Here is a 14717-nt window from a genome sequence, read left to right on the forward strand (position 1 = left end):
AAGCCCTGGCCCGCGTCGTCGCCGGCCGCGAAGCCTATCGCGCGGCGGGCGACTTGCGCGTGCTGCATCGCTACCAACGCGCGCGCGCCGAGCCGGTGCTGGCCATGCGCCTGGCCACCGACGGCCTGCACAAGCTGTTCGCGTCCCGCGCCACGCCGCTGGTGTGGCTGCGCAACGCCGGCATGCATTGGGTCGAAAAGGCGCCGTTGGTAAAGCGCCGCCTGATCGCCGGCGCATCGGCCAATTGAGTCCTGCCGCGGCGGGCCGTTGAACCTTGGCCCGGGGCGGCAGTCTGACAGGCATTCGCGCGGCGTTCGGACCCGTCCCCGCCGGCACTGCCGGGATGCGTTACGCTTGCGTCCAAAGAACACGATAAGTACAGGAGTACTGATGAACTTCCGCATCTCCGCCACGCTGGCGGCTTGTTTCCTGGCCGGTGGCCTGGGGTTGTCCGCCACGGCGCTGGCGCAGGCGCCCGCCAAGGGCGACAAGTCCGTGTCCACGCAGTCCGTCGGTCAGCCTGGCAAGGACGAAAAAAGCGTTTCGACCACGCAGGTCGATCCCGTTGCGGATGCCGTCAAGGAACGTTTCCAGCAGCGGTTCACCGGCATGGACGTGACGGCCGTGCGCCGCACGCCCTATGGCCTGTTTGAAGTGCAGTTGGGCATGGACCTGATCTACACGGACGAAAAGGTCACCTGGGTCATGGAAGGGCCGTTGATCGACGCCATGACGCGCCGCGACGTTACCCGCGAATCGCAAGAAAAGCTCAGCGCCGTCTCGTTCGACCAGCTGCCGCTGGACCTGGCCATCAAGCAGGTCAAGGGCGACGGCTCGCGCAAGGTCGCGATCTTCGAAGATCCCAATTGCGGCTATTGCAAGCAGTTGCGCAAGACGATGGAAGACCTGGACAACGTCACCGTCTACACCTTCATGTACCCGATCCTGTCGCCCGATTCCAAGGACAAGGTGCGTGACGTCTGGTGCGCGGCCGACAAGGGCCGTGCTTGGGACGACTGGATGGTGCGCGGCAAGAAGCCCGCGACCGCCCGTTGCGACGTGCCGGAAGACAAGCTGCTGGCCCTGGGCCACAAGCTGATGGTGCGCGGCACGCCGACGCTGTTCTTCGCCGACGGTTCGCGCGTCAGCGGGGCGATCCCGCTTGACCAACTCAATGCCCGTTTGAACTGACCGGCGCCGCGCGCCGGCCGGGTAGGCTGGCGCGGCTAGCGCCACGCCACCCGGAGACCCCACTTGAAAATCGCAATTCTCGACGATTACCACGACGTAGCCCGGCGCTATGCGGATTGGACCTCTTTGGGCGGCGGCGCCGAGGTGCAGATCTTCAACAACTTCATCCCGGACGAACAGGTCGAGCCCACGCTTGAGCCCTTCGACGTGATCGTGGCCATGCGCGAGCGCACGCCGTTCCCCGCCGAGCGCATCCGCGCATTGCCCAAACTGCGCCTGCTGGTCACGACGGGCATGCGCAACAACGCGATCGACATGCCGGCCTGCACCGCGCAGGGCGTCGTCGTGTGCGGCGCGCCCGGCAGCGCGGACGCCAGCACCGCCACGGCCGAACTGGCCTGGGCGCACATCCTGGGCCTGTTCAAGCACCTGCCCGCCGAAGACGCGGCCATGCGCCGCGGCATGTGGCAAACCGCCATGCCCGAGCCTCTGGCCGGCAAACGGCTGGGCGTGCTGGGCCTGGGCAAGCTGGGCGCTGCCGTGGCCAAGGTGGGCCAGGCGTTTGGCATGGACGTGGTGGCCTGGAGCCCCAACCTGACGGACGAGCGCGCCGAGGCTGCTGGCGTCAAGCGGGTGGACAAGCACGAACTCTTCGCAACGTCGGACGTCGTCAGCCTGCACCTGATCCTGTCGGACCGCAGCCGCCATGTGGTCGACGCCGCCGCATTGGCCGCGATGAAGCCCACCGCCTATCTGGTGAACACGTCGCGCGCCGGCCTGGTGGATCAGGAAGCGCTGATGGACGCGCTGGTGAAGTTCCGTATCGCGGGCGCGGGCCTGGACGTATACGCGGAAGAGCCGCTATCGCCCACCGACACCGTCCGCGATCTCGACAACGTGATCCTGACTCCGCATCTGGGCTATGTCAGCCGCGAGAACTTCGAGGCGTTCTACCAAAACGCGCTGGAAGCCGTGAAGGCGTTCCAGGCGGGCAAACCGATCCGCGTGCTGAACGCGTAGCCATGCGTCGCAGGCGAAAAAATGGCCGCAATGACGCGGCCATTTTTTTTGTGCGCAACGGGTTATATCAGCTGCGCGTGAACGTCACCTTCTTTTCGATGATCGCGCCCGGTTCCAGCGCATTCGGCGTGTCGCCACACGCGTCGTCGCCGTCTTCGTCGGGATCCACCGCGTCAAACGCCGTGTCGCCATTGGCGTCCGGCACGCCCGTGGGCTTCAGGCCCACGAAGTCGAACAGGTCGCGGTCCATCAGGTGCGACGGCACCACGCGCGACAGCGCGTTGAACACGTTCCACGAGCGGCCTGGATGCTGCTTGTCCCAGTCCTTGATCATCCGGCCCACTTCCTTGCGCTTCAGGTTTTCCTGGGAACCGCAGAGATTGCACGGGATGATGGGGAATTGCTTGAGTTCGGCGTAGGCGATCAGGTCCGATTCGGCCACATAGGCCAGCGGGCGGATCACCGTGTGGCGGCCGTCGTCGGACACCAGCTTGGGCGGCATGCCCTTGGCCTTGCCGCCATAGAACAGGTTCAGGAAGAACGTGCCCAGGATGTCGTCGCGGTGGTGGCCCAGCGCGATCTTGGTGGCGCCCAGCTCGGAGGCGACGCGGTACAGGATGCCGCGGCGCAAGCGCGAACAGAGCGAGCACATGGTCTTGCCCTCTTCCAGCACGCGCGTGACGATGGAATACGTGTCCTGCGTTTCGATGTGGAAGGGTACGCCCAGCGTCTTCAGATACTCGGGCAGGATATGGTCGGGAAAGCCCGGCTGCTTCTGGTCCAGATTGACCGCGATCAGCTCGAACTTGAAGGGCGCGCGCTTCTGCAGCTGCAGCAGGATGTCCAGCATCGCATAGGAATCCTTGCCGCCGGACAGACAGACCATCACGCGGTCGCCTTCCCCGATCATGTTGTAGTCGGAGAGGGCGCGGGTGGTTTCGCGCGCCAGGCGCTTGGTCAGCTTGTTGCCTTCGTGGCGGGCCTTTTCTTCGGCCTCGGTGCGAAAGCGGACTTCGGGGGTAGCGATATCGTTCATGGTCAACGCGTGATCTGGATTTCCACGCCCACCGCCGCGCAGTCGGAAAAGGCCATGGGCTTGCTGATGCGCAGGCGCAGCGCGCGGATTTCCTGGAAGTCGGCCAGCAGGCGTGCCGCGACCTGTTCCGACAGGGTTTCGATCAGGTTCACGTGCGCCTGCGTGCATTCTTCCACGATGGCCTCGCGTAGCCGGCGGTAGTCCAGCACGCTGTGGATGTCGTGGTCGTCGACCGAGCGCTGGATGTCCACGTCGAATTCGGCGTCGACATGCAGGGGCTGGGTGGCGCGGCGCTCGTGCTCGAGGATGCCGATGCGGGCATCGAGCGCGAGCCCGGAAAGAATGATACGGCGTGTAGGCATGATGAAAACCTGGGTGGGGTAGCCCGGAATTGTAAGGCGACAGCGGAACGAGGGCGGCGCGCTGGCTACAATCCGGCCATGTCCGGGCGTCCGCGAGGCGCCGGCGCAGTCAATAAGGGGTGAAATGCAACAGATGCACGATTCGGTCATTGTAGGCGGCGGCCCGGCCGGCGCCTCCTGCGCCCTGTGGTTGGCGCGGCTGGGCCTGTCCCCGCTACTGGTCGAGGCCGGCCCCCGACTCGGCGGGCTGGGCAATGACAACCCCTTCGCCGACGACTGGATTGCCGTGCTGCCGGGCGTCACCGGGCAGCAGGTGGCCGCCAATATCGACGCCAGCGTGCGTGCGGCCGGCGTGCCGCTGCGCCTGGAAACCCGCGTAACCGGGGTGCGTCCCTGCAAGGGCGGCATCGAGGCTACGCTGGCCGGCCCGGATGGCGCCCAATCCCTGGTCCGCGGGCGCACCCTGGTAATCGCCTCCGGCGTGCGCGCCAAGGGCCTGCCGGACCATGCACCGGGCGCATCCTGGCCGGGCGTGCTGATCGGTCCCGGTTCGCCCATCGTGGCGCAGGACTACTCGGGCCTGTCGGTGGCCGTGCTGGGCGGGGGCGACAATGCCTTCGAAAACTATGTCTACGTGCGCAACCGCGGCGCCCGCAGCGTGCATCTCTATGCCCGCAGCGTCCGCGCCCAGCAGCAATGGGTGACGCGCGCCGGCCGCGAAGGCGTGCATATCGGCCCATACAAGGTGGACCCCGCCACGCGTAGCGTGGACGGCAGGCAGTACGACCTGATCCTGGTCTTCTACGGCTGGGAGCCCCAGGCCGGCTTTGCCGACGGCCTGCACCTGGCCCGCGACGAGCGCGGCTACATCCGCACGGACTTTGCCACCGCCGAGACCAGCGTGCCCGACATCTACGCCGTGGGCGAGGTGGCGCACCGCATGCATCCCTGCGTGGTCACCTCCATGGCCGACGGGGTGGTCGCGGCCAAGGCCATCCAGCGCCGCTGGGAGCGCGGCGCGGAGTAGGGCGCGTTCAGCCTTCGAGCAGGAATTCCACCACCGCGGCTTCGAACGCCCCGGGCAATTCGATGTTCGCCAAGTGCACGGCCGGCAGCGTCAGCAGCCTGGCCCCGGGAATGGTCGCGGCGATCTGTTCGCCATGGCTGGCCGCGGTGACCGTGTCGTGCTGGCCGGCGATGACCAGCGTCGGATTGGGGATCAGGACGATGGTCCGGCGCAGGTCGAAATCCCGCACGGCCGCGAATGCACCCGCCAAGCCATGCTTGGCGTTACTCAGCAGCATGGCGCGGAACGGATCGACGGCCGGGTTGCCTGCTCGTAACCAGGACTCAGGAAACCAGTTTCTCAGGAAAGTCTCGGCCGTTTCCGTCATGTCTTCCGCCCGCAGCGTGGCGGCGATACGTTCGTCCCATTGCGGCGCCGGTCCCAGATAGGCTGAAGTGTTGCTCAGGATCAGGCGGCCGACGCGCTCAGGAGCATGCACCCCCAGCCACTGGCCGACGATGCCGCCCAGCGACAGCCCCAGGAAATGCGCGCGCTCGATGCCCAGTCCATCCAGCAGCTCCAGCACGTCACGGCCCAGGCGGTCCAGCGAGTAAGGACCCTGCGGCACGCTGGACGCGCCATGCCCGCGATAGTCGTAACGCAGTACGCGGAAGTGGCGGGTCAGCGCGGGTATCTGCGCGTCCCACATGTGCAGCGTGGTGCCGATGGAGTTCGCCAACACCAGCGTGGGCAGGTCTGCGCGCCCGTCGTAGCGGTAGGCGATGCGGGCGTCGTCGCCGGCGGTGAAGTAAGAAACGTCTTGCATGATGGTTGGCCTCATGTGATTGCGCATGAGGAAAATCGTAGTTGCGCGCCAATCAAGAAAAAATTACAAAGTTCGCACAATCATTGTCGGAAAAACGGACATGAGCGAATTCACGCTGCACGACCTCCAATGCTTCGACGCTGTGGTGCGCGCCGGCGGCTTCCAGGCGGCCGCAGCAATGCTGCACCGCTCGCACCCGGCGGTGTTCGCCGCCGTGGCCAAGCTGGAACGTCAGCTGGGCCTGGCCTTGCTGGATCGCAGCGGCTACCGCGTGAGCCTGACTGCCGCGGGGCATTCCTTCCACGCGCGTGCCCAATCGCTGCTGCGCGAACTGATCGCCTTGCGCGCGCACGCCGAACAACTGTCCATGGGCGAGGAAACCGAACTGCGCATCGTGATCGGCGATTTCTGTCCGCGTCCTTATGTGCTGGGCTTGTTGAGCCGCTTCTTCGCGGACTGTCCGGCCACGCGCCTGGACCTGCACTTCGAAGCCGTGTCCGGGCCGTTGGAACGCCTTTACGACGGCGAGGCCGACCTCATCCTGCATCGCGTCGACAAGAACGACGCCCGCATCGAATGGGTCGATTTGGCCAAGGTGCCTTTCGTGCCCGTCGTGGCGCCGGGCTTTCTGCGGGACCCCATGCCGCGCGCGATCAAACCTGCGCTGCTGCGCGACTACACGCAATGCGTCATGCGCGATACCGCGAGGCACATGCCGCCGCAGGATTACTTCACGGTGCAAGGCGCGCGCCAATGCACGGTGGCGGACCAGTTGATGAAGAAGGAGATCATTGTGCAGGGCATGGGCTGGGGGCATATGCCGCGCTTTCTCATCGACGATGAACTGCGTGACGGCAGTCTGCTTTCCATCGCCAACCGCCATCTTCCCGGCAGCGTCGAAGAACTGGTGGCGGCGCGACGCACGGACCGGGCGCAAGGCCCGGTTTCGAACCGCTTGTGGCAAGCTCTGCAGGATGCCGCGCCAGCCTTGCGCCGCGCCTTGGCATCGCACCGCAGCCGCTAAGGGAAAATACGCATGGCATAGCGCCACACGCTTCTTCAGAATGCCTTCCAGACGCAAGTTCGTCTTCAAATTTTCGCCGACTGCCAGTGTTGCCAGTCAGGCGTAGGGCAAAAAGGCCCGAGCCGGAATTTCCGGCTCGGGCCTTTTCGTTTTCCGTTTGTCCATCGCTTTCCTTCGAATGGCGTTTCGCTGCGCCGTGGGCTCAGCTTTGCCTGAAGAAACGTGGACGCTGCGGGCGGACGGCAGTCGTCGTGATGTGGTGGGCAATGGCGCCTGTCCAATCCCGGGCAGTTCAGGGCTTGCGTGCAAGCCCCGGCCGGAGGCTTGCCTTCAGAAACGCACAGGAGCGCAACGATGAGCGTATACAACCGCCGCCGCTTTCTGCAGCACAGCGGCTCCATGGTCCTACTGAGTGCCGCATCGGGGATGGCAGCCTTGCCCCGCCAGGCTTATGCCCAAGACACCGTCAAACTGGGCCTGCTGCATTCCCTGTCCGGCACCATCGCCATCGCCGAGGCGTCGCTGGTGGACGCGGAGAAGCTGGCGATCGAAGAGATCAACGCCGCGGGCGGCGTGATGGGCCGCAAGATCGAACCCGTGGTCGAGGACGGCGCGAGCGAGAACGCGGTGTTTGCCGAGAAGGCGCGCAAGCTGCTCGACCGCGACAAGGTCGCGGCCATCGTGGGCTGCTATACCTCGGCCTCGCGCAAGGCGTTGCTGCCGGTGCTGGCGCGCAGCAAGGGCCTGCTTTACTACCCCACTTACTACGAGGGCCAGGAGCAGGACGCGCGGGTGTTCTACCCGTCGCAGGAAGCCACGCAGTCGGTGATCGCGGCGGTGGAATGGATGGCGCGTGAAAAGGGCAAGACCTTCTTCCTGGTCGGCTCCGACTATATCTATCCTCGCACCTGCAACAAGATCGCCAAGCCGGCCATCGCGCGCATGAACGCCAAGGTGGTGGGCGAAGAGTACGCGCCGCTGGGGCACACGGAATTCTCTTCCATCATCAACAAGATCAAGGCGGCCAAGCCCGAGTGCATCTACAGCACCGTGGTGGGCGGCTCGAACGTGGCGTTCTACAAGCAGTTGCGCGCAGCCGGCCTGGACGGCACGCGCGTCGTGCTGTTGTCCACCGTGGTGTCGGAGAACGAGATCGAAGGCATCGGCAAGGACAATGCGGCGGGCTACTACGCCTGCATGGGCTATTTCCAGAGCCTGCAGAATCCGGCCAACGAAAAGTTCGTCCGCGCCTTCAAGGCCAAGTACGGCCAGGACCGCGTCATCGGCGACCCGATGGAGGTTGCCTACAACAGCGTGTACCTGTGGAAGCTCGGCGTGGAGAAGGCCGGTTCGTTCGATCCCGACAAGGTGATCGCGGCCTCGGCGGGGCTGACGTTGCAAGCGCCGGAGGGCACCGTGCGCGTGCATGAAACCAACCACCACGTCTGGAAGAAGGTGCGCGTGGGCAAGGCCAGGCCCGACGGGCAGTTCGACATCGTGTGGGAATCGGCGGACCTGATCGAACCCAATCCCTTCCCGAAGCTGTAGCCCGCGCTTGCGATGCGCGCAAGCCCATGGCCGGCGGCCTTGCCGCCGGCGCAGCCTGGAACGTGACCATGAATCTCGATATCGCGGCAATGCAGCTTTTCAACGGGATCAGCCTCTTCAGCATTCTTCTGCTGATGGCGATCGGCCTGGCCGTCGTGTTCGGCCTGATGGGCGTCATCAACATGGCCCACGGCGAACTGATGGCCATGGGGGCCTACACGACCTATCTGGTTTCGGTGGCGTTCCAGCATTGGGCGCCGGGCTGGATGGACGTTTATCTGTTCGCGGCCATTCCGCTGGCGTTCCTGGTCACCTTCGCATTCGGCTATGTGCTTGAGCGCGGCTTCATCCGCTGGTTCTACAACCGTCCGCTGGACACGCTGCTGGCGACCTGGGGCTTGAGCCTGATCCTGCAGCAGGCCTATCGCTCGCTATTCGGCGCGCAGGAGGTCAGCGTGCCGCTGGCCTCCTGGCTCAGCGGCGCGTGGGAGCCCACGCCCGACCTGCAGTTCCCGCTGAACCGCATCTTCATTCTCGGCCTGACGTTGCTGGTGGCCGTGGGCGTGTACCTGCTGCTGTATCGCAGCGCCTGGGGCCTGCGGGTGCGCGCCGTCACCCAGAACCGCGCGATGGCCGGCGCCGTCGGCATCAACACGCGGCGCGTGGATGCGCTCACCTTCGCGCTGGGCTCCGGCCTGGCGGGCATCGCCGGCTGTGTCTTCACCATGATCGGGTCGACCAACCCCGGCACCGGCCAGCTCTACATCGTCGACTCGTTCATCGTGGTGGTGTTCGGCGGCGTGCAAAGCCTGCTGGGAACGGCGTTCTCCGGCCTGGCCATCGCGCAGTCGCAGACCACGCTGGAGTACCTGATGAGCGGCTCGATGGCCAAGGTCACGATCCTGGTCCTGGTGATCGTGGTGCTCTATTTCCGCCCGAACGGGCTGTTCGCCAACAAGACTCGGGGGTGATGCGATGAAGGCCCTGCACCGGAAAACCGAAGAGATCGCGATCCTGTTGGTCGCGGCGCTGATCCTGGCTGTACTGCCCCTGTCGCTGGATCCATTCCGGCTGAACCTGATCGGCAAGTACATGGCGTTCGCCTTCGTGGCGATAGGCATCGTGCTGACCTGGGGCTACAGCGGCGTGCTGAGCCTCGGGCAAGGCATCTTCTTCGGCCTGGGCGGCTACATGATGGCCATGTTCCTGAAGCTGGAGGCCTCGGCGCCGGAACTGCCCGACTTCATGGTGTGGAGCAGCGTGGAGAGCCTGCCGGTCTGGTGGCAGCCGTTCCATTCGCTGACGCTGACGCTCTTGCTGATCGTGGTCCTGCCGGGCCTGGCCGCCTATCTGTTTTCCCTGGCGATTTTCCGCAAGCGGGTCAGCGGGGTGTACTTCGCCATCGTGACGCTGGCCCTGGCGATGACGCTGACCGTGCTCATCATCGGCCAGCAGGGAGACACGGGCGGCGCCAACGGCATTACCGACTTCCGCACGCTGCTGGGCTGGGACATCGTCGGCGACGATGGCAAGCAGGCGCTGTACTTCATCGAGGCCGGCGCGCTGATCGTGGCGATGCTGGCGGCGCTGGCGATCGTGCGCAGCCGGCTGGGAAAGATCCTGATCGCCATCCGCGACCGCGAGGACCGCGTGCGCTTCTCGGGCTACGACACCGCGCACGTGAAGGCCTGCATTTTCGCGGTGGCGGCGGTCCTGTCGTCCATCGGCGGCGCCTTCTTCACCTTGCAGGTGGGCCTGATCTCTCCGGGAGCGATCGGCGTGGTGGCGTCGATCGAAATGGTGATCTATGCCGCGGTCGGCGGCCGTCTGTCGATTCCCGGCGCGGTGGTCGGTGCCTTGCTGATCGGCTTTCTCAAATCCTATCTGTCCGAGACCTTCCCGGAAGTGTGGCTGTACTTCCTGGGCGCCATCTTCATTGCGGTGGTCGTGATCATGCCCAACGGCCTGGCCGGCGTGTTCGGTCAGATCCAGGCGCGCCGCGCCGCGGGGAGCGCGCGATGAGCGCCACCCTGGACCTGCAGGAGCCCGCGAGCATGGACATGAGCAGCGACCGCCCGGCGCCTGGCGCCATCCTCAGCGTCGAGGACCTGACGGTCTCGTTCGACGGCTTCCGGGCCGTGGACGGCCTGAGCCTGCGCGTGGCGCAGGACGAACTGCGCGTCATCATCGGCCCCAACGGTGCGGGCAAGACCACGCTGCTGGACATCATCTGCGGCAAGACCCGGCCGTCCGCGGGCCGCGTGATGTTCCAGGGGCGCGACCTGGTACGTATGGCGGAATTCGACATCGTGCGTGCCGGCGTGGGGCGCAAGTTCCAGACGCCATCGGTCTACGAAGACCTGACCGTGCTGGAGAACTTCGAGATCTCGCTGCCGAACGCGCACGGCGTGGTCCGTTCGCTGCGGTTCCGGCGCACGGCCGACATCCGCGAGCGCATCCAGGACATGGCCGCACAGGTGTTCCTGCAGGACCGCCTGGCGGAGAAGGCGGGCCGCCTGAGCCATGGGCAGAAACAGTGGCTGGAGATCGGCATGCTGCTGATGCAGAGCCCGCAGCTGCTGTTGCTGGACGAGCCCGTGGCCGGCATGAGTCCGCGCGAGCGCGAACAGACGGCCGAGCTGTTGGCGCGGATCTCGCGCGGAAAATCGATGGTCGTCATCGAGCATGACATGGATTTCGTCAAGCGCATCGCGCACAAGGTGACCGTGCTGCACCAGGGCCGGCTGCTGAGTGAAGGCACGGTGGCCGAGGTGCAGGCCGATCCGCGCGTGCTGGACGTGTACCTGGGCCATTGAAAGGAGGGCACCCCATGTTCCGGATCGACAAGCTGAATGTGAGTTACGGGGAGTCCCACGTCGTCCACGACGTGTGCTTCGAAGTGGCGCCCCGGGAATCCGTGGCCATCATGGGCCGCAACGGCATGGGCAAGACCACCTTGCTCAAGGCCCTGATCGGCATGTTGCGGTCGGGCTCGGGCAGCATCCGGCTGGACGGCGTGGAGCTGGCCGGCATGGAGAGCTACCAGCGCGTGCGCAGTGGGCTGGCCTTCGTGCCGCAGGGCCGGATGATCTTCCCGTTCCTGACCGTGGAGCAGAACATCCTGACGGGCGCCGAACGCAGCGGGCTCAAGGCCGTGCCGGAATACCTGTACCGCTTTTTCCCGGTGCTGCACGAGATGCGCCGGCGCAAGGGCGGCAACCTGTCCGGCGGACAGCAGCAGCAACTGGCGATCGCCCGGGCGCTCATTTCCGATCCGCGCGTGCTGATCCTGGACGAGCCCACCGAGGGTATCCAGCCTTCCATCATCAAGGACATCGCGCGGGTCCTGAATGCGCTGCGCGAGGAACGCGGCTTCGCCATCGTCGTGTCGGAGCAGATGCTGGGCTTCGCGCTGGACCTGGCCGACCGCTTCCTGGTGATAGACCGGGGCCGCATCGTGCACGAGGCCTGCCGCGAGGACCTGGACCAGGACAAAGTCAGATCTTTCCTGACGGTATGACCGTCAACCACCGAGGAGCATTGTCATGAGACATGGAGATATCTCCAGCAGCAACGATTGCGTGGGCGTGGCCGTCGTGAACTACAAGATGCCGCGGCTGCACACCCGCGCGGAGGTGATGGAGAACGCCCGCAAGATCGCCGACATGGTCGTGGGCATGAAGCGCGGCCTGCCCGGCATGGACCTGGTCATCTTCCCCGAGTACTCCACCCACGGCATCATGTACGACGCCAAGGAAATGTACGAAACCGCTTCGGCCATCCCGGGCGAAGAGACCGCGGTGTTTGCCGACGCCTGCCGCAAGGCCAACGTCTGGGGCGTGTTCTCGCTGACCGGCGAACGCCACGAAGAGCACCCCAACAAGGCGCCCTACAACACGCTCATCCTGATGAACAACAAGGGCGAGATCGTGCAGAAGTACCGCAAGATCATGCCCTGGGTGCCGGTCGAAGGCTGGTATCCGGGCGATTGCACCTACGTGTCGGAAGGCCCCAAGGGCCTGAAGATCAGCCTCATCATCTGCGACGACGGCAACTACCCCGAGATCTGGCGCGATTGCGCCATGCGCGGCGCGGAACTGATCGTGCGCTGCCAGGGCTATATGTACCCGGCCAAGGACCAGCAGATCATGGTGTCCAAGGCCATGGCGTGGATGAACAACGTCTATGTGGCGGTGGCCAATGCCGCGGGCTTCGACGGCGTGTATTCGTATTTCGGCCATTCGGCCATCATCGGCTTCGACGGCCGCACCCTGGGCGAATGCGGCGAGGAAGACATGGGCGTGCAGTACGCCGAGCTGTCGACCAGCCTGATCCGCGACGCGCGCAAGAACATGCAGTCGCAGAACCACCTGTTCAAGCTGGTGCACCGCGGCTACACCGGCAAGATCAATTCCGGCGAGGAGGCCACGGGCGTCGCGGCCTGCCCGTACAACTTCTACGCCAACTGGATCAACGATCCGGAGGGCACGCGCAAGATGGTCGAGTCCTTCACCCGGTCCACGGTGGGCACGCCGGAGTGCCCGATAGAGGGCATCCCCAACGAGGCCGCCAAGCACCGCTAGGGCATGCCAGCCACCCATCCCGTTCGCCCGGTTCCCGCGCCGGGCGGACGCCACCCAAGGACATGAACCGTGCCGTCTCCGCTCGATACCTACCGGATTGCGCAAGAACCCTTCTACCGTCCCACCGGGCGGGAAATCGCGCTGTATGAGCATGCGTACGCGCATCGGCTGCCCATGATCCTGAAAGGCCCCACCGGCTGCGGCAAGACGCGGTTCGTGGAGTTCATGGCCTGGAAGCTGGGCCGCCCGCTGGTCACGCTGGCGTGCAACGAGGACATGACCGCGTCCGACCTGGTGGGCCGCTACCTGCTGGACGCGGACGGCACAGCCTGGCATGACGGCCCGCTGACGCTGGCGGTGCGCCATGGCGGCATCTGCTACCTGGACGAAATTGTCGAAGCGCGTCAAGACACCACGGTGGTCATCCACCCGCTGACCGATGCGCGGCGCATCCTGCCCCTGGACAAGAAGGGCGAGGTGGTGCGGGCCCATCCGGACTTCCAGCTGGTGGTGTCCTACAACCCGGGCTACCAGAGCAGCGCCAAGGATCTCAAGCCCTCCACCCGGCAGCGTTTCGTGGCGCTGGATTTCGACTATCCGGAACCCGGGCACGAGGCCGAAATCGTGGCGCACGAGGCGGGCATAGCCGCCAGGTTGGCGGACCGGCTGGTGCGGATCGCGCACAGTTCACGCGAGCTCAAGCGCCATGGGCTGGACGAAGGCGTGTCCACTCGCATGCTGATCTATGCCGGCATCCTGATCCGCGACGGCGTCAGTCCCGCCGAGAGCTGCGACATGACGATGACGCGCGCGCTGACGGACGACCCCGACATGGCGGCGGCGCTGCGGGCGCTGGTCGACGCCAACCTGGAATGAACATGCGAGCTGTCCTGTCCGCGGGGGAGGGAGTCGGCGCCGGCGCACGCCTGGCGGGCACGCTGGATGACAAGTTGCGCCGCCTGGCCGTGCGCAGCGGCGAGGACCAGGCCGCGGAGGCGCGGCGCTGGATCGACTTGCTGCACGACGAAGACCCAGAGTGCGCCGCAGCCGTGGCGGACCGGCTCGACCAGTTGATGGCGAAGCTGACGGCGGGCGGGCTGGGGCGCTGGATGCTGGCGGGCCTGCGGCGCTACGAACGCCAACCCGCCTTGCTGCGCGCCTACTTCCAGTTGCGCGATGCCTATGCGCGCGAGGCCCTGAACGGCGAGGCGGGCGCGCAGGAGCTGGAAGCCGCGCAGGCGCGGCTGTCATGGCTGTTGTGCGGCCTTTCGGGCAGGGCCATGGCGGTCGAAGCCTTGCAGCGTCCGGCGCTGGACGGTCCGCCTTCCCGTCCCATTCTCGCGCCTACGCATCTGCTGGTGCCGGACAGCTACACCGTGCTGGACGGCGCCGATCGTTGGGCGCTGCACCGCGCGGCCGTGGCGCATGCGGCGGCCCATCTGCGCTATTCGTTGGCGGCGCAGCCGGTCGCGAGCCTGAAGCCCATGGGGGTGGCGGTGGCGTCCGCCATCGAGGACGCGCGGGTGGAGCGGCTGTTGGCCGTGGAATATCCTGGCGTGCGCCGCTGGTTCCTGCCGTTCGCGCCGCCGCCGCCCGATCCGTCGGACCTGGGATTCGCGGCGCTGATCCAGCGCATGAGCCGCCTGCTGATGGACCCGTCGCTGCGCGACGACAACCATTGGGTGAACAAGGCGCGGGCCTTGTTCGAGGCGCAGTCCGCCGACCTGCGCGACACGGCGGCCTTTCGCCGCCTGGCGTCGGTGCTGGCGAACGACCTGGGCCAGATGCGGGTGCGCTTCAATCCGCAGCAATACGCCGTGCCGGTCCCTTACCGTGACGACAACGCCTATCTGTGGGACTACGGCGAGGCGGCCGATCCGGCGCCTGCGCTGACCCTGGGCTCGCAGGGGATGGCGCCCGAACCTCGCGATGCGGCGCCGCAAGGGCAGGACGACGTCCAGCAAGCTGCTGGCGAAACGGAACTGGGGCGCTATCGCTATCCCGAATGGGACTACAAGCTGGGCCGCAGCCGGCCGGACTGGTGCACCGTGATCGAGAAGCTGCCCGGCTGGAATGGCACGCCGCCGCCCGCGCCCGCCGGTCCTGCGCAACGCCTGGCCT

14 protein-coding genes and 2 pseudogenes are annotated in these 14717 nt (G+C 66.1%); 13 read left to right on the forward strand and 3 right to left on the reverse strand.

What is annotated here, in order from left to right:
* From VIR09_RS21955 to VIR09_RS21965, 3 genes and pseudogenes are all read left to right on the forward strand, one after another.
* Positions 1-248 (forward strand): annotated as a pseudogene (locus VIR09_RS21955) (ubiquinone biosynthesis protein UbiH); the annotation flags it as partial.
* Between the two features lie 142 nt (positions 249-390).
* Positions 391-1191 (forward strand): DsbC family protein, encoded by an 801-nt coding sequence (locus VIR09_RS21960; RefSeq protein ID WP_105559594.1) that lies wholly within the window; start codon positions 391-393, stop codon positions 1189-1191.
* A gap of 63 nt (positions 1192-1254) precedes the next feature.
* Entirely contained in the window at positions 1255-2211 is a 957-nt protein-coding gene (locus VIR09_RS21965; RefSeq protein ID WP_332014773.1) for a D-2-hydroxyacid dehydrogenase family protein, read from the forward strand.
* Between the two features lie 67 nt (positions 2212-2278).
* Here VIR09_RS21965 and ttcA read toward each other — a convergent pair whose 3' ends face one another.
* Together ttcA and folB are read right to left on the reverse strand one after the other, a co-directional pair.
* Positions 2279-3247: a tRNA 2-thiocytidine(32) synthetase TtcA gene (ttcA, locus tag VIR09_RS21970; RefSeq protein ID WP_332014774.1), complete on the reverse strand. Its 969-nt coding sequence runs from the start codon at positions 3245-3247 to the stop codon at positions 2279-2281.
* 2 nt (positions 3248-3249) lie between these two features.
* Positions 3250-3609 (reverse strand): dihydroneopterin aldolase, encoded by a 360-nt coding sequence (folB, locus tag VIR09_RS21975; RefSeq protein WP_013391106.1) that lies wholly within the window; start codon positions 3607-3609, stop codon positions 3250-3252.
* A gap of 124 nt (positions 3610-3733) precedes the next feature.
* Here folB and VIR09_RS21980 point away from each other — a divergent pair, with 124 nt between their 5' ends.
* The gene (locus VIR09_RS21980; protein WP_332014775.1) at positions 3734-4636 is read left to right on the forward strand and encodes an NAD(P)/FAD-dependent oxidoreductase; all 903 of its coding nucleotides are present in this window, start codon (positions 3734-3736) and stop codon (positions 4634-4636) included.
* A 7-nt stretch (positions 4637-4643) separates the two neighbouring features.
* Here VIR09_RS21980 and pcaD read toward each other — a convergent pair whose 3' ends face one another.
* Entirely contained in the window at positions 4644-5441 is a 798-nt protein-coding gene (pcaD, locus tag VIR09_RS21985) for a 3-oxoadipate enol-lactonase (RefSeq protein ID WP_332014776.1), read from the reverse strand.
* 100 nt (positions 5442-5541) lie between these two features.
* On the opposite strand from pcaD, the gene VIR09_RS21990 reads away from it, so the two are divergent.
* The 9 genes and pseudogenes from VIR09_RS21990 to VIR09_RS22030 all read left to right on the forward strand — a co-directional run.
* Entirely contained in the window at positions 5542-6465 is a 924-nt protein-coding gene (locus VIR09_RS21990) for a LysR family transcriptional regulator (protein WP_332014777.1), read from the forward strand.
* A 354-nt stretch (positions 6466-6819) separates the two neighbouring features.
* A complete protein-coding gene (gene urtA / locus VIR09_RS21995; RefSeq protein ID WP_332014778.1) occupies positions 6820-8013 on the forward strand; it encodes an urea ABC transporter substrate-binding protein in 1194 nt (397 codons plus the stop codon).
* A gap of 68 nt (positions 8014-8081) precedes the next feature.
* Entirely contained in the window at positions 8082-8984 is a 903-nt protein-coding gene (gene urtB, locus VIR09_RS22000) for an urea ABC transporter permease subunit UrtB (protein WP_332014779.1), read from the forward strand.
* Positions 8985-8988: 4 nt separating this feature from the next.
* Positions 8989-10035: an urea ABC transporter permease subunit UrtC gene (urtC, locus tag VIR09_RS22005; RefSeq protein WP_332014780.1), complete on the forward strand. Its 1047-nt coding sequence runs from the start codon at positions 8989-8991 to the stop codon at positions 10033-10035.
* 32 nt (positions 10036-10067) lie between these two features.
* Positions 10068-10829: an urea ABC transporter ATP-binding protein UrtD gene (urtD, locus tag VIR09_RS22010; protein ID WP_085947826.1), complete on the forward strand. Its 762-nt coding sequence runs from the start codon at positions 10068-10070 to the stop codon at positions 10827-10829.
* Between the two features lie 14 nt (positions 10830-10843).
* The gene (gene urtE / locus VIR09_RS22015; protein WP_332014781.1) at positions 10844-11533 is read left to right on the forward strand and encodes an urea ABC transporter ATP-binding subunit UrtE; all 690 of its coding nucleotides are present in this window, start codon (positions 10844-10846) and stop codon (positions 11531-11533) included.
* Between the two features lie 25 nt (positions 11534-11558).
* Complete coding sequence (locus VIR09_RS22020; RefSeq protein ID WP_332014782.1) at positions 11559-12596, forward strand: aliphatic amidase; 1038 nt, start codon at positions 11559-11561, stop codon at positions 12594-12596.
* Positions 12597-12665: 69 nt separating this feature from the next.
* Entirely contained in the window at positions 12666-13472 is an 807-nt protein-coding gene (locus VIR09_RS22025; RefSeq protein ID WP_332014783.1) for a CbbQ/NirQ/NorQ/GpvN family protein, read from the forward strand.
* Positions 13473-13474: 2 nt separating this feature from the next.
* Positions 13475-14717: pseudogene (locus VIR09_RS22030) on the forward strand (hypothetical protein); the annotation flags it as partial.

This window comes from Achromobacter sp. (assembly GCF_036567245.1).
GTDB lineage: Bacteria > Pseudomonadota > Gammaproteobacteria > Burkholderiales > Burkholderiaceae_B > Achromobacter.